Origin of the sequence: Paenibacillus chibensis (assembly GCF_004001045.1) — a bacterium.
Taxonomy (GTDB): Bacteria; Bacillota; Bacilli; order Paenibacillales; family Paenibacillaceae; genus Paenibacillus_AQ; species Paenibacillus_AQ chibensis.
Map to the genome: position 1 here is coordinate 215,363 of NZ_BIMK01000004.1, position 14,492 is coordinate 229,854.

The following is a 14,492-nucleotide window of genomic DNA, read 5'->3' on the forward strand; positions in this document are numbered from 1 at the left end:
TAGGAGGTTGGGATATAATGGATTCATTACCTGCAGAAAAGAAATCCGCAAGCGGCAATGCTATCAAGCCGGTTGGGAAAACGGCGGCGGCCGGATTTCAAATTGGAGTTCGCAGAACGTTAGCGTTATCTGCTCAAGAAGCGTGGGATCTGCTTGTTTCTGACGAAGGAATGAGATATTGGATCGGCGAGGTGAACGGCTTTAAGATTACACCTGGACAGACATTTGCTTCGAGCGAAGGCACGACGGGAGAGCTTCGGATTGTCAAGCCGTTGGAGCAGCTGCGGATGAAATGGCAGCGTGCCGGATGGAAGGAGCCCTCGACGCTTCAAATTCGCATTTTACCGGCTGCGCAGGGCAGGACAACCATCAGCTTTCATCAGGAGAAGCTGGAGGATATGCAGGCCCGTGAGACCATGAAGCGCTTCTGGGAAGCAGCCTTGGATGGAATCAGCGAACAGGTGGTACGAATGGGAAACCTATGAATCGACTCCGTCATGTGGGCCATAGATTACGCAGCGCTGGCTAAGGGAACATTTCGGGGGAAGCTAATATAAAAAAGTAAACGGACAGCTCCGGCTGTCCGTTTGTTTATGTCAGTATGATGCCGGATTACGGTAGCCCAGGGTGGGCAGGAATCATGAACTCTATGATCAATCTGCCGATTTCATAGGTTGGGGGCGAGACTATTTTTCGGTTAAATCTATAAAATTGTGCCGCTGACTCGTACGAGACCTTAGCAGCATACATATCATATCCTATCAATGTCGAAAGGATGTAGAGCGATGCCTACTTTTGATAGTGTGCTCGTCACGGGAAACCAGACGATTAATCAGGATTTGCAGGTCAATGGAAACGAAACGGTTGGGGGAAGCATGCAGGTCAACAATAATCAAACGGTTGCAGGCAGTATGCAGGTGGTCGGCGATCAGTCGGTTGCCGGGAATCTCGCGGTCGGCGGCCTGATTCTGGCCAATACCGATGCGCTTGTGTTCGGCTCCGTCGATGCCGGCAGCACGATCAACGCCGTCTACAGATTGTCGGCGATTTCGCGGTCGACAACTCCTCCCGGCAGTTTTAGCGCCCAGCAGGTACGTTATTATCCAGCCGTCATGGCCGGACAGCCCGGACTCGTTCTGAATGGCACGGACGGCAACAATTATGTGCTGTTTGTCGATGTCAGCGGCGGCACTCCCAACCTGGGCATCATGAAGGCTTAGGTCGCTTCGATATAGGCTGGACATTTGGCGGAATGGGGAGCTTCAGCTTTGTCGGCACGGGAAGCAGCTTGGAGGGAATAAAGGCCATTTTCCTCCAAAGCCTGCTTGACCGCTTCCAGGTAACGGTAGCGATAATGCCGGTCGGGCTCCAGATAAGCGCCCTCTGCCCATTCGTTCCATGCGTTGATAAACAGGAATTCGCTTTGATAGACGGAAGCTGCCCGGCGGAGCTGCAAGGATAGGTAATGCCGGAACTTATCCGGCGAGGCCCCGATGCAGCTCTGTCCTTTTTCCGCAAGACGCGGCGTATTATCCCAGTTTACGAAAGCGCCCGGATAAACCATTTCGCCGCCGCGATGGGGCGATCTTCCCAGAACCGACTGCCATACGCCGTCATAATCGACGATCAGATGCTGCGAGCGCGCTGTTGTTATATAGTTCCACAGGTTTTCGCTATGATGATGTGCAAACGTATAATGGGGCTCGAATTCCACGCTTGCGTCAAACCCCTTTTGCTGCGGGACGGGAAACCCGCCCAGCGTACGGACAAAATGAATGCCTTCAAGGCCGTTTCCGGCAGCAAGCCTATTCCAGAACTTTAGCATTTCCTCGCAGCGCGGAATATTCCCGGGACGATAGATCAGAAAAAGAGGCTTTCCATTCACACGGATATACCTTTCATCCTTAAACGCTTCCAGTAGATCATAAAAATGGTGTTCCCAGTCATGCTCGGTTCCATAATCCTGCGGCTGCAGGATATGCTGGTTCCCGCCGTCCCATTTGCGAGTCCATGCTTCATTAGCCCAAGACAGGCAGAAAGGGAAATGCGGTTCTCCCAGCCGCAGAACCTGATTGAACGGTTTTTCTAGCAGACGCTTTCCCTTAAACCAGTAATGATAGTAGCAAAACCCGTATATACCATAGGCGCGAGCCAAATCAGCCTGCCACTGCCTTGCTTCGCGATCCGTCAGATCGTAGTAATAATCGTCAAGCGGTTCTTTGGGCTGCATATGTCCCCGGTACAGCGGCCTGCTTTTGCGTGTATTCGTCCATTCCGTAAAGCCTTCTCCCCACCAGCAGTCATTTTCTGGAATCCGGTGAAACTGGGGCAGCAGAAATGCGATAAGCTTCAAGGCTCTAAGCACCTCCTCTAAGGTTGCGATTTCAGCCTCTCTGTAACGGCACGATCCTCTGAAGGAGCTCCATGGCCATATGAAGCGGTGAGTAGTCATAGCGCGTGCGCCAGAGCGCCCTGCTGGCAATGATTCTCCTGCGGTCAACCTCTTCGGAATAATAAGTCAAACATGAATCCAGCTCGGCCGCATCCTGAAACGGTATGACGTCTTGGCTTGCCTCCATGTATTTGAAAAGATCGGGGTTTGCCTCCACGAGCTGGAACACACCGCAGGCGGCCGCCTCAAACACTCGGCGCTGGACAGGCTCCCAGTGGATGATCATATTGGCCCGATTATAGACATCGCGCAAAGGCTCCTTGGAAGAGACGGCAGGAATGAAAGCGGAATATGGCTCCCAGCCTTTGCCGAGGGCATGCACTTTGAGATCTTGTGAGAAACGCTGAATCAAGCGGATGTATTCTTCATGCAGCTTGCCGGCATTTCCGATAACCAGCAGATCGCAGCGTTCGGATTCCGTACTCTGTTTGGGCGCAAAGATCTCCGGGTTCGCTGGAAAGGGCAAGTAGTCGGCATGCCTGCATCCTGCCTGCTTATACGAAGCCAGATGCGAATGATGCTGCGAAAATACATAATTGAAAGCCAGGGCCGTCTGTCTCAGGGAATCGGTGATTCCGTTCTCGTCATTCAGCCATATGGCCGATGGGATTTCCGAATGCCGGATCATCTCCAGATCATTGGTGTGAATCGGCTCGGCTCCGCCGATCATCAGCAGGATATCGGGGCGGAGTTTATGCAGAACGTCGGCGAAACCCTCATAGGCTTTCACGACAAGCAGTTCTTTGACCAAAAGCCTCAACGCATCGGGGATGGATTGTCCTTCCGCCGGATGTGCAGGTTCGGATAACGGGGTCACGAGCAGGAGCCGCAGGCTTTTATGGGCGAGCCGAGGGATATCCATTCCCGAATCGACCGGATGCGGCGTTTCTGGCTCCCCCGTCTCCTCTTCAACAGGGTCGCTTGCCGCGGATGGAGGGAGCGGGGAGGCTTCTTCCACAACGAAAGAAGGCCTAGACCTCCGCCGTTTCTCAATACGGATGGAGGCGGAGCTTTCTGCCTGCGCGGGTGTGCGGGGTACCTCCCTGACAGCCCGTTTCTTCAAGGAGCGGATGACCGGGCGGCGTTTTGTGGCTCTGTGTTTCTTTTTCATAGCGACACCCTTTACGAGAGAATCAGCCTCATTTTGGTTCATTATATGATGGGGAAGGCTCCTGTTACAGGGCAGCTGTGCGTAATGCGCAAAAATAGGCCGGAGACCCGAGGCGAAGGGAACGGCTCAATTCCTGGCTGGCTCCCCTTGTTTTAACAATGAAATTTTGGGACAATAAAGGCAGACTGACGTTCTTTTTCTGGTAAAGTAGAGAGGAACTGAATTTTAGGTTTTTGAAAAGAGGAAAGCAGCAATGAACAAACCATCCATTTATGGATTCACTCTCGACCAGCTGGCCGCATGGCTGGCTGAGCACGGGCATAAAAAATCGCGGGCGTTTCAGGTATGGGACGCATTGTACCGCAAGCGGGTGACCGCATTTTCCGACATGGCGGACGTGAGACCGGAATGCCAGGAGCTTTTGGCTGAGCATTTTGCCATTCAGACGCTGGAGGAGCATACCAAGCAGGAATCGGCCGACGGCACGGTCAAATTCCTGCTTCGTCTTCAGGACGGCAATTTGATCGAGACGGTGCTGATGCGCCATAAATTCGGTCTTTCCGTCTGCGTGACTACGCAGGTGGGCTGCAATATCGGCTGCAGCTTCTGCGCCAGCGGACTGCTGAGCAAGAGCCGCGATCTGACCAGCGGCGAAATCGTGGAGCAGGTGATGAAGGTGCAGCTGCACCTGGATCAGCAGAAGCAGGGTGAGCGCGTCAGCCATATCGTCGTTATGGGCATCGGTGAGCCGTTCGATAACTTCGAGCATATGTCCGATTTCATCCGCGTCATCCGCGATCATAAGGGGCTGGCGATCGGGCCGCGCCACATTACCGTATCGACCAGCGGTCTGGCGCCTAAAATCCGCGAGTTTGCCGACAGCGATCTCGGCACCAACCTGGCGATTTCCCTGCACGCGCCGAACAATGACATCCGCACGCGCATCATGAAGATTAACAAGGCGTATCCGATCGAGCCGCTGATGGAAGCGATCGATTACTACTTGGAGAAGACCAATCGCCGGATTACGCTGGAATACATTCTTCTGAAGGACGTTAACGACCAGCCGGAGCATGCGCTGGAGCTGGCGGAGCTGGTAGGCGACCGCAGATCCATGGCGAACGTGAACCTCATTCCGTACAATCCGGTCGATGAGCACAGCCAGTACCAACGGAGTTCCCAAGAGACGATTACGGCTTTCTACGATACGCTGAAAAAGCAAAACGTCAGCTGCAGCGTGCGTCTGGAGCATGGAACAGACATCGATGCCGCCTGCGGACAGCTGCGCAGCAAGCAGATCCAAAGCGATCGGGCGCGCGCTTCCAAGGCAAGCCAGGCCGCAAACCAATAAGAGAGCATGAGAAGAGCGCAGTCCCCGAAGGGAGCTGCGCTCTTCGTCATGCATTCCGTTATCCTTGCGCTGCGGCAACGATGAAGAGTATCCACCCCGCCAGAAAGGCGACGCCGCCAAGGGGTGTAATGGCGCCTAGCTTGCGCATGCCGGTGAGGCTCAGAGCATACAGGCTGCCGGAGAACAATACGATCCCCGCTGCGATGAACCAGCCTGCCGTCACCGCAAGGGAGGCGTGCTCCGACATGCCTGCATAAAGTCCGATCAACACCAGGCCAAGCCCGTGGATCAGATGGTACAGAATGCCTGTCTGGTATGTTTTTTGCTGGGCTTCATTCAGCTTTTCTTTCAGAGCATGCGCGCCAAAGGCGCCAAGCGCGACCGCGAGAAACAGCATGATGCCGCCGAGTATCAGCATGGTTGACAATTCAATCACCTCTTACGCTCATCTTACCGACACCCCGGCATCGGCGTCAACGGCTGCCGTTATTTCGGAGAATTACCCTCTGGCAAGAAAAATTTGTTAATATGGGAATGAAGGGAAACGGCATACCTATGCGTTCTTTAACAGGTAAACCGTGTATTCGCACACGTATAACAAAGGAGACTTGCTCCATTTTGCAAGCGTTTTTACGAAACACCAGGGACCGAAATGGCGGCAAGGGAGAGGTGGGGAAAAGATATGGAGAGTGTGCATCAGCTCACGCAAAAATTAAAGCAAAACATTGCGAACGTCATCGTCGGCAAGGAGCATGAAGTGGATCTGCTGCTAACGGCGCTGCTGGCCTCCGGGCATGTGCTGCTGGAGGATGTTCCGGGAACGGGCAAGACGCTGCTGGCCAAAAGCCTGGCGGCTTCGCTCAGCCTGAGCTTCCAGCGGATTCAGTTTACCCCGGATTTGCTGCCTTCGGATTTGACGGGCATTCATTATTTCAATCAAAAGGACGGCGACTTTCATTTCCGGCCGGGGCCGCTGTTTGCGGGGATCGTCCTGGCGGACGAGATCAACCGGGCGACTCCGAGAACGCAGTCCAGCCTGCTGGAGTGCATGGAGGAACGGCAGATCAGCATCGAAGGCAAGACGATGCCGCTCTCAAGCCCGTTCATGGTGCTGGCTACGCAGAACCCGGTGGATAACCAGGGAACCTTTCCGCTGCCTGAAGCGCAGATGGACCGTTTTCTGATCCGGATGAAGCTGGGTTATCCTTCGGCGGTTGAAGGGGTGGAAATTCTGAAGCGGACGGCGGCTGCAGGCAGCCTGCGGGTGGAAGCGGCGGTCCAGACGGCCACCGCAGAAGAGGTGCTGGAGGCGCAGCGGCTGTGCGGAGAGGTACGGATCGCGGATGACCTGCTGGGTTACATCGTGGCTTTGGCGGAGGCGACCCGGGGTCACGCGGAGACGATGCTGGGCATCAGCCCGCGCGGTACCCAGGCGCTATTGCGCGCGGCCCAGGCTTATGCAGCGCTGCAGGGAAGAAGCTATGTGCTGCCCGATGATATCAAGCAGCTTGTGCTGCCGGTATGGACGCACCGGCTCGTGCTCCGCAAACGTCATGAGTCCGGCGGCAGCCAAGCCGAGCGCGTATTGACGGAAATCATGAACAGCATTCCGGTTCCCAGCGAAAAGGAACTGGAAAGCGGCGTGAAATAAATGGCGGTGATGTGGTTGTTTCTCGCCTGCGGGGCCGTCATGGTGCTGCAGGGGCTGATTTTGGGAAGGAACGCGCTGGGCAAGCTGGCTTACGATCGTCACTTCAGCACCGAGACGTGTTATGCCGGAGACCGGATCGAGATGGTCGAGGTGATCGAGAACAAGCGCCGTGTTCCGATTCCCTGGCTGCGGCTCGAAGCGATGCTTCCGGCTTCGCTCGGCTTCAAGCGGAGCAAGGAAACCTGGATCAGCGAAGGCCAGATCTATCAGAACCATACGAGCTTATTCTCGCTTCCCGCCCGGACGCGGATCACCAGAACGCATCAAATCCAGTGCCGGGGACGCGGCATCTTTCGGATGGATACGGCTACGATGACCGGCAGTGACCTGTTTGCGATGTATACACCCTCCTTAAAGGTGAAGCTGGACAAACGGCTTGTGGTCTATCCCTTCCTGCGAAGGGACGAGGAACTGCCCTCGTCCTGGAAAACATGGCAGGGCGAGCTGGCCGTGCGCCGCTGGATCGTAGAAGATCCGTTTTTGTTTACGGGCGTCAGAAGCTATGCCCCCGGCGACGCGATGAACCGGATTCACTGGAAGGCCAGCGCAAGAAGCGGGGAGCTTCAGGTGCATCAGCACGGCTATACCGCGGATCCGAAAGCGATGATCCTGCTGAACATCGAGGTGTCCGAGCAGATGTGGAATGTCGTCACCAAGCCGCAGATCATCGAAGATGCGCTGTCTTATGCGGCCACGTGCGCCGCTGCGCTCATCCGTCAAGGCATGGCGGCCGGATTCGCAAGCAATGCGTATCTGTCGCCGGAGGCCGATGCCCGCTTGGCGCGGCTTGATCCGGATTACGGAATTCCGCATCTGGAGGAGCTGCTTGAAGCGATGGCCGCGGTCGAGCTGAAGGTGTATCGCCCCTTTTATGAGCAGCTGAAGCTGGAGGCGGAGACCGACCGGGCGGAAACGATCGATTATCTGCTGGTCACGCCCCATCGGTCGGCGTCGATCCTGGAGGGCGCTCGGCTGCTGGAGCAAAAAGGCCACCGGGTATCGTTCGCCGACCTGGGCGAGGACGTTCGGGAGGCAGGAGCATGAGAAACAACGGGAAGAGCATTCGATTGCGCCGGCTCCTGGTCGTATTGGGACATTCGCTGCTGGAGACGGCGGCATGTTATCCATTTTTGCTGCTCTATATGGTGTATGCCATGGAGGCTGCGCCTTGGTGGCTTCTGCCGCTGGTATGGCTGCTCCACGCAGCGGGTACGCTGGTCGGCATGCGCCAGGCGAATGGCCATAAGGCAAGCCTGACCACGGTTGTGCTGTTTGCCGCCGCGCTGCTGCCGCTGGTGTTTGCGGGGGCCGGGCTCCGCGCGGTCATTCTCGCCACCCTCTTGCTGCTGCTGGCGGATATCCGCGGACTGATCGTCGGACGCAAGGAACAGTGGAGGCATCTGCAGCTGAATCTGCCGCTGGCGGGACTGGCGGCTGCACTGATTGTATATGGCATATCCTCTCGCGTCGAAGCCATCGAGCCGCATCGTACCCTGCTCTACCTCATGAGTCTGCTGACATTGTTTGGGGTCCTGCTGCGTTGGAACGGTGACCGTGTTCGCGAAGCTTCCAATGCGCAGGAGACGGATCAGATGCTGCTGCGCCGGATTATGTCACGGAACCGGCGGATGACCTGGATGGTCGTCGCGCTGATTCTGCTCCTGAGCATGTGGAACGGCCTGGGCCAGGGCTTGGCCTATGTCCGGAGCTGGCTGGCCGGGCTGTTACGGGGCCTGCCGAGCGGCGAACCGCCCAAGCCGGATTCGTCTCCGCAAGAGATGCCGCAGCAGGGACCGCTGGATCTGCCGCCGCCGACCCCGTCGCCGAAATGGGTGCATATCGTCGGCCAGATCGTATTTGCGATGCTGATCGTCCTGATATCCGTCGCCCTGCTCCTGCTGCTGTACCGGCTGCTGCGGCGCTGGCTGCCTGAGCGCTTCCGCGCCTTTATGGAAAGGCTGGCCCGGCGTCTGCGTCTTCTGCGGGAGATCCGGAGCATCCCGATGGATCAGGGGGATTACGTGGACGAGGTCGAACGAATTGAACGAGTCGGCAAGCGCCCTGGCAGACTGAAAAAACGGCGCAGGGACGCGGCCGCCGTCCAGGATCAAGACCCCCGCCGCGCCTATGAAGGCTTGATCCGTGCTGCGGTCAAGCGGGGCTATAAGTTTCGTCCGAGCCTGACGCCTTCGGAGAACGGCATGGAGCTGGCCGGGAAGGAAGAGTACACCGGCCTGCAGGAGCGGGAAGTGGAACAGGTCGTCAGCCGTTACAACCAGATTCGTTACGGTTCCGAGGATTAGTTTGCAAGCGCCAGCATGGAACCGCGCCTCGAATGAATATAAAGCGCTGAACACGCGAAATGCCCGGGAGGATTCCCGGGCATTTTTTTGGCATACCATCCCATCGCCAGAGTGCCAGACTGGAACCGATTGGGTAATATATTATTTACCATGAGCGGATCGTGTTAGAGAGGCGGGATTCAAATGAACAAGAAACGGATGTCCATCGTCATTGCCGGGCTCCTGCTTCTCGCGGGGACGGGGTTTTGGTTGACGGGCAAAGATAGGGAGCCTGACCGTACGCCGCTGCAGACGGAATGGTTTATCCGAAAGGATATGACGAATCCGAACGGAACGCTGGCGACGTACCTCCAAAGCGCAAGCTCGAAAAATCCGGATATCGTGGCGGGCAGGGAGGCCTTGTCCGAATCGATGGGATTCTGGCTGCAGTATGCCGTGCTGAAGGGGGATAAGGAACTGTTCCGTGACAGCTTCGGGGTGCTGGAGCGATCCTTCATCGCTCCGCAGCAATATGCAGCCTGGAAGCTGAAGCCGGATGGCACCTCGGATGTCCATACGAATGCGCTGGGCGATGATCTGCGCCTGATTGGTGCGCTGCTTGAGGCGGGACGTCTTTGGGGAATAGATGAATACGGCCAGATGGCCGGCAGGCTGACCCGTACCCTGGTCTCTTCTACGTTGGTGAATGGATATTTGACCGATTTTCATGATTTTCTAAGCGATGATTCGGCTCAGATACTGAGCCTAGCCTATATCGACAGCGGCGGCATGAAGCAGATGCGCGAGGCGGGCCTGATCCAGGAGTCTTTCCTGAACAGACATATGCAGCTGCTGGCGGAGATGCCGGACGACGGGGCATTTTATCCGAAAAGCTATAATGTCCGCACGGGGACCTATGCCTATGACAAGGCGGTGAATCTGATCGATCAGCTGCTGGTTGGAATACACGCGCAGGAAAGCGGGCGTAAACCGCAAGCGCTGCTTACTTTTTTGAAGAAGGAATGGAGCTCCAGACATCAGCTGCACGGGCGTTATGACAGGGTATCGCGGACAAGCAGCGCCGCTTACGAATCGCCTTCGGTTTACGGCCTGGCAGTGCAGCTGGCGCTCGCAACCGGCGACACAGCCTGGGCTGGAGAGATGTATCATCATATGCTCTCGTTTCGAGATGCCGATCCGAGGTACCCTGGGGGATATGTATTTCAAGGGAATACGCATGTATTTGATAACCTACTTCCGCTTGTGGCGGGAGAATTCTGGATGAAATATTCGCAAAAGTGAAAATTTGGTTTGATTATCTTGTGTTTGTGGTTAATTATTCATTAAATAACCAAGAAAGATGTCGTATTATGTAGTAAAATGATTGCGTAGTGTGGTTCATTCTTTGAAGGCCGGTCTCGCAACGGAATGGGGCATCTTGTAGATTCCATGAGTCATGTGGTGCGGTCCTGAAACGTAAAAGGGAGGAATGCGGATGAAGAACCCATCAACAATCCGCCGGCTGGAGCTTGGCTACGTGCTCTTGATCGCCTTGACGATGGTGCAGGAGCTGCTGATATTTCTGAAAATATACCTGGATCAATCCTACACGACGCTGGATGCGGCGTTCAGCATGGCACTGCTTGCGGCGCTGCTGATCGGCTTCATCATTCCGATGGGAATTTCGGTGGTCGTGGTATTCGTATATATGGTGAGCTACTTCGTCTGGCTGACGACCTATGCTCCCTTGAATGTGCTGACCTTTTCATGGATGCTGCTGGTCCCCGCCAATCTGCTGATTGCCGCTTTTATCAAGTCCGGACTGATCGGCAGCAAACGCTGGATGGAACGCATGAATGAAATGAAAGGAATCCTGCCTCAGGTCGATATCGACACGAGCCTCGGGAATAAGGAAGCGTTGGAAGAGACGGTTCAAAAGCAATCCAATCTGGCTAAGCGCTATGCCGACCGATACGGCTTTTCGATGGCGATGTTCAAGATCGACTTTCTGCCGCTGGTGCAGGAATCGCTTGGATCGCAGCTGTATTCGCGCCTGCTTTTGGAGCTGTCGGCTACGATTCAGAAGCAAATCCGCTATGAAGATTACAAGTTTGCGATCAGCAAGGGGCGTTTTATCATTTTGTGCCCGATGCTGGGACAGGAAAACCTGCATATGCTGACCAGCCGGATCAAGAATGCCCTGATGAACATGGTGTTTCTCGATAAAAGAGGCCAGGAACTGAAGCTGGTCATCCGCGCCGGTGCGCTGGTCTTCCAGAAGGAGCAGTTCGGCAAATACGAGCATATCGATGAGGTCATTGCCGCCCTGGAGCGCAATACCGAGACCGATCTGATTGGCGAATATATTTAGAGGAGGACTTCCCATGTCTTATACGAGCTGGTTTATCCCTGTATGCATCGCCGTCAGCGCCGTTTTTGCCGTAACCATCCTGGTTCTTACGATCGCAACCCTTCGATTCCGGGCCGATATCAATAAAAAATACGATCGGGGGAAATTCAGTGGCTGATGTCCTGTTGATTCTGTCGATCGTAACCATCTGGATCGCCGTATTCGAATCCGTCATCATTATGGCGGGTGCCGTCCGGTTCATCTTCAAGCAAAATAAGAAGGAGCTCATGCTTCCCGGCAATATGGACGATTATCCGGCCGTGACTGTCATGGTTCCGGCACATAACGAGGAGCTTGTCATCACCGCGACCGCGGAGCATATTCTGAAAATGAACTATCCGGAGGAGAAGGTGCAGCTGATCGTCATTGCCGATAATTGCTCGGATAACACGGCGGGGCGGCTCAAAGCGCTGAAGGAGAAGACCAGCTATAAGGACCGCGATTTCGTTATCCTGGAGCGGAAGGGAACGGGCGGCAAATCCGGCGCGCTCAAACGATGCGCTGAAGCTGGCGACGGGCGAATGGATCTGCGTATACGATGCGGACGCCGCACCGGAGCGCAACGCACTTCTATTCCTGACGCAAAAGGCGATGGAGAACCCCGATCAATACGGCGCCGTCTTCGGCCGGAACAAGGCCCGTAACCGCGGCCAGAATTTTCTGTCCCGCTGCATTAACCTTGAGATTATTACGATTCAGCGCGTGCATCACACCGGACTATGGGAGCTGTTTAAGCTCGGAACGATTCCAGGTACCAATTTCATCGTGAAAACCGAGTTGATGCGGGACATCGGCGGCTGGGACGAGCAGGCGATTACCGAGGATACGGCCGTTTCCTTCGAAATCATGTCCCGCGGCCAGCTGATCGCGCTTGCGCCCCGGGCGGAAGCATATCAGCAGGAGCCGGAGCAGCTGCGCGTGTACTTGAAACAGCGGGAACGCTGGGCGAAGGGCAATTACAACGTCGTGGTGGAAAACCTGCATCATTTGTTCGACCGCAGCAGCTGGCGGATCAAGCTGCAGGTGCTTTACTACGCGGCCAGCTACTTCTGGTTCATGATCGCGATCATCGTCTCGGATATCGTCTTTATCGCGAATCTGGTGTATCAGGTCATCGCTCTTTTCAAGCCGGGCGTGGTCTCGCCCTTCCAATTCCAGTCGGATGTGTACGTCTATCTCGTCGTGGCCTGGGCGCTCATGTATTTTCTCTACGTGCTGCAGATCAACCTGGCGCTGGCGACCGATATCGGGCAAAGCAACGTACGCAATTTCGTGCTCTCCTGTATCTCCTATTTCACGTATGCCCAATTGTTCCTCGTCATTTCCGTGAAGGCCTTTTACAATATGGTCATCGATAAAATCACCGGCCGGGAAAGCAAATGGTATAAAACCCAGCGTTTCGGTTAGCCTAAAGCGGCATCAGCTATCCGCTTCACCAGTCGAATGATGAATTACGCAGGCTCCGGCAGGATGACGGGGCCTTTTTGATGTGAGGCTGTATTCTGTGACCTTGTTGGAACCACCTTATGGCACATATTTCACGCTTGGTCTTGGCGGAATGATTGACTTCTGAAGGATTCGTCATACAATATAATCAATTATTCCGATTAGATTAGTCGATATATGGTGGCTATATGAATCCGAACCGAGCCGGTCTGGACGCCGGTGCAGACATTTTGCGGACGGGTTGCGATGCTATCGTGCAGAGATGGCCAATGAGGAGAAACGGGGTGCTCCGTGCAGAGCAGCAGAAGAATCATCGTCATGTCCCATTGCATTTTAAATCAAAATTCGGTTGCGCCGGGGAAAGCCCGCAGTCCCGGCATCATGAAATCGGCGGTCGATTGGGCGACGGAGGAAAGATACGGCATTCTCCAGCTGCCATGCCCGGAGCTGACGTTTTTTGGCCTTGATCGTCCGCTAATGAACGCGGAGGCTTATGATACACCGGAATATCATGCCCATAATCGCCGCATCTTGCTGCCGGTCATCGACCAACTCAAAACATACCAACAGCATGGATATGAGATTGCCGGAGGCCTCGGCATCGCGGGCAGCCTCTCCTGTGACCCGGGCAGGGGCGTGTTCATGCGCGATTTTCTTGAGTTGGCGAAGGAGCATGACGTATATATCGATTTCTTTTGGCAAATTCCTGATCATAAGGAAGAGGTTTTCGACGCGAGGGATAAGCAGAGCGTTTATGGCCCTGTGGGCCGGCGTCCCCAAACCGCATCCCCAAGGAAGTCTAAGGACGGCAGGAAAAAAGGAAGGTTTCGATGAATCCGCGATCGGGAGCGGCTGCTTCCGGTACCCGGGAAGGAGGGAACGCCTTGGCAATCTCATCTTTGTTCTCGAATTATAAACCGGCGCTGCTGAGGCTTCCCCAAGGCGCGGAGCTGACCAAGCCGGAGCTGTTGACGGAAGCGTTCCGCATGGCGTCCGAAGGGCGGATCGCCATGTATTATGCGCCGCATAACGAATGGATCAACCGCAGCGCGCAGGTGGCGATCGTTGGAATCACGCCGGGATGGACGCAAATGAAGGCAGCCTATGAATCGGCGGTGGCCGGTCTGGCCGCGGGGCTTCCGGACGAGGAGATCTGCCGCCGGGCGAAACGAACGGCCGGGTTTGCCGGGCCGATGCGCCAGCATCTGACTGCCATGCTGGACAAGCTTGGCCTGCCGGAGTGCCTGGACATCCGTTCCAGCGCGGAATTGTTCGGGGAGAAGGCGCTTTTGCTGCATACGACATCGCTCCTGAAGTACCCGGTGTTCGTGCAGGAACGCAATTACACGGGCGCGAATCCCGATATGCTGGCTTCGCCGCTGCTTTGGGGCCAGGCGCTGGCTTTCCTGGAGGAGCTGCGGGATCTCCCGGATGTACTGCTGATTCCGCTTGGCCGGTCGGTGGAGCGGGTGCTCTGCCGGATGGCGGAGGAGGGACGGATTCATGAGGAGCGGATTTTGCGGGGATTTCCGCATCCCTCCGGGGCTAATGGGCATCGGAAGCGCCAATTCGCCGCGCAGCAGGATGCCATGCAGGCGAAGCTGCGGGCTTTTTACGGGCGGTAACGGGCAACGCCAAGTTGAGTGTGCTGCGGTCGGGGACGAATGCAGCTTTGAAAGCGGACCTGCGAGGCTTTCATCCGGAACTAGCCGTTGTGAATATGTACGGC

Annotated in this window: 14 protein-coding genes and 1 pseudogene; 12 read left to right on the forward strand and 3 right to left on the reverse strand. The window is 55.6% G+C overall.

Annotation, left to right across the window (positions count from 1 at the left end; all coding sequences use genetic code 11):
• The first annotated feature begins 17 nt into the window (after nucleotides 1–17).
• A complete protein-coding gene (locus PCH05_RS04810; protein ID WP_127601211.1) occupies nucleotides 18–485 on the forward strand; it encodes an SRPBCC domain-containing protein in 468 nt (155 codons plus the stop codon).
• A gap of 300 nt (nucleotides 486–785) precedes the next feature.
• Nucleotides 786–1,220, forward strand: a complete 435-nt coding sequence (locus PCH05_RS04815) for a hypothetical protein (RefSeq protein WP_127601213.1) — start codon at nucleotides 786–788, stop codon at nucleotides 1,218–1,220.
• On the opposite strand, the gene PCH05_RS04820 is transcribed toward PCH05_RS04815, so the two are convergent.
• Complete coding sequence (locus tag PCH05_RS04820) at nucleotides 1,217–2,353, reverse strand: glycosyltransferase WbsX family protein (RefSeq protein WP_127601215.1); 1,137 nt, start codon at nucleotides 2,351–2,353, stop codon at nucleotides 1,217–1,219. The two genes, PCH05_RS04815 and PCH05_RS04820, sit on opposite strands and share 4 nt — an antisense overlap.
• Before the next feature lie 31 nt (nucleotides 2,354–2,384).
• Complete coding sequence (locus PCH05_RS04825; RefSeq protein ID WP_164766540.1) at nucleotides 2,385–3,410, reverse strand: glycosyltransferase family protein; 1,026 nt, start codon at nucleotides 3,408–3,410, stop codon at nucleotides 2,385–2,387.
• Nucleotides 3,411–3,816: 406 nt separating this feature from the next.
• On the opposite strand from PCH05_RS04825, the gene rlmN reads away from it, so the two are divergent.
• Complete coding sequence (rlmN, locus tag PCH05_RS04830) at nucleotides 3,817–4,914, forward strand: dual-specificity RNA methyltransferase RlmN (RefSeq protein WP_127601219.1); 1,098 nt, start codon at nucleotides 3,817–3,819, stop codon at nucleotides 4,912–4,914.
• Nucleotides 4,915–4,972: 58 nt separating this feature from the next.
• Here rlmN and PCH05_RS04835 read toward each other — a convergent pair whose 3' ends face one another.
• Nucleotides 4,973–5,341 (reverse strand): DUF423 domain-containing protein, encoded by a 369-nt coding sequence (locus PCH05_RS04835; RefSeq protein WP_127601278.1) that lies wholly within the window; start codon nucleotides 5,339–5,341, stop codon nucleotides 4,973–4,975.
• Between the two features lie 255 nt (nucleotides 5,342–5,596).
• On the opposite strand from PCH05_RS04835, the gene PCH05_RS04840 reads away from it, so the two are divergent.
• From PCH05_RS04840 to PCH05_RS04875, 9 genes and pseudogenes are all read left to right on the forward strand, one after another.
• A complete protein-coding gene (locus PCH05_RS04840; RefSeq protein WP_246049360.1) occupies nucleotides 5,597–6,565 on the forward strand; it encodes an AAA family ATPase in 969 nt (322 codons plus the stop codon).
• Nucleotides 6,566–7,669 carry a DUF58 domain-containing protein gene (locus PCH05_RS04845; RefSeq protein WP_127601223.1) on the forward strand — a complete coding sequence of 368 codons (1,104 nt, stop codon included), beginning with the start codon at nucleotides 6,566–6,568 and terminating at the stop codon, nucleotides 7,667–7,669. It begins immediately after the preceding gene.
• Nucleotides 7,666–8,928 carry a hypothetical protein gene (locus tag PCH05_RS04850; protein WP_127601225.1) on the forward strand — a complete coding sequence of 421 codons (1,263 nt, stop codon included), beginning with the start codon at nucleotides 7,666–7,668 and terminating at the stop codon, nucleotides 8,926–8,928. Before PCH05_RS04845 ends, PCH05_RS04850 begins: the two co-directional genes overlap by 4 nt.
• 183 nt (nucleotides 8,929–9,111) lie before the next feature.
• A complete protein-coding gene (locus PCH05_RS04855) occupies nucleotides 9,112–10,209 on the forward strand; it encodes a sulfotransferase family protein (protein WP_127601227.1) in 1,098 nt (365 codons plus the stop codon).
• 193 nt (nucleotides 10,210–10,402) lie between these two features.
• A complete protein-coding gene (locus tag PCH05_RS04860) occupies nucleotides 10,403–11,278 on the forward strand; it encodes a diguanylate cyclase domain-containing protein (protein WP_127601229.1) in 876 nt (291 codons plus the stop codon).
• A gap of 13 nt (nucleotides 11,279–11,291) precedes the next feature.
• Nucleotides 11,292–11,435 (forward strand): hypothetical protein, encoded by a 144-nt coding sequence (locus tag PCH05_RS27175; protein WP_164766541.1) that lies wholly within the window; start codon nucleotides 11,292–11,294, stop codon nucleotides 11,433–11,435.
• A pseudogene (locus PCH05_RS04865) lies at nucleotides 11,428–12,724 on the forward strand (glycosyltransferase family 2 protein). Before PCH05_RS27175 ends, PCH05_RS04865 begins: the two are co-directional and overlap by 8 nt.
• 330 nt (nucleotides 12,725–13,054) lie before the next feature.
• Nucleotides 13,055–13,597, forward strand: coding sequence for a CD3072 family TudS-related putative desulfidase (locus PCH05_RS04870; protein ID WP_127601231.1), 543 nt, complete (start codon nucleotides 13,055–13,057; stop codon nucleotides 13,595–13,597).
• 50 nt (nucleotides 13,598–13,647) lie between these two features.
• Nucleotides 13,648–14,388 (forward strand): hypothetical protein, encoded by a 741-nt coding sequence (locus PCH05_RS04875; protein WP_127601233.1) that lies wholly within the window; start codon nucleotides 13,648–13,650, stop codon nucleotides 14,386–14,388.
• Nucleotides 14,389–14,492 lie beyond the last annotated feature (104 nt).

Excerpts from the sequence above, each read along its gene's own strand:
- rlmN (WP_127601219.1), top strand. The coding sequence starts at position 3,817 with ATGAACAAACCATCCATTTATGGATTCACTCTCGACCAGCTGGCCGCA.
- PCH05_RS04815 (WP_127601213.1), top strand. The coding sequence starts at position 786 with ATGCCTACTTTTGATAGTGTGCTCGTCACGGGAAACCAGACGATTAAT.
- PCH05_RS27175 (WP_164766541.1), top strand. The coding sequence starts at position 11,292 with ATGTCTTATACGAGCTGGTTTATCCCTGTATGCATCGCCGTCAGCGCC.
- PCH05_RS04845 (WP_127601223.1), top strand. The coding sequence starts at position 6,566 with ATGGCGGTGATGTGGTTGTTTCTCGCCTGCGGGGCCGTCATGGTGCTG.
- PCH05_RS04840 (WP_246049360.1), top strand. The coding sequence starts at position 5,597 with ATGGAGAGTGTGCATCAGCTCACGCAAAAATTAAAGCAAAACATTGCG.
- PCH05_RS04850 (WP_127601225.1), top strand. The coding sequence starts at position 7,666 with ATGAGAAACAACGGGAAGAGCATTCGATTGCGCCGGCTCCTGGTCGTA.
- PCH05_RS04810 (WP_127601211.1), top strand. The coding sequence starts at position 18 with ATGGATTCATTACCTGCAGAAAAGAAATCCGCAAGCGGCAATGCTATC.
- PCH05_RS04855 (WP_127601227.1), top strand. The coding sequence starts at position 9,112 with ATGAACAAGAAACGGATGTCCATCGTCATTGCCGGGCTCCTGCTTCTC.
- PCH05_RS04860 (WP_127601229.1), top strand. The coding sequence starts at position 10,403 with ATGAAGAACCCATCAACAATCCGCCGGCTGGAGCTTGGCTACGTGCTC.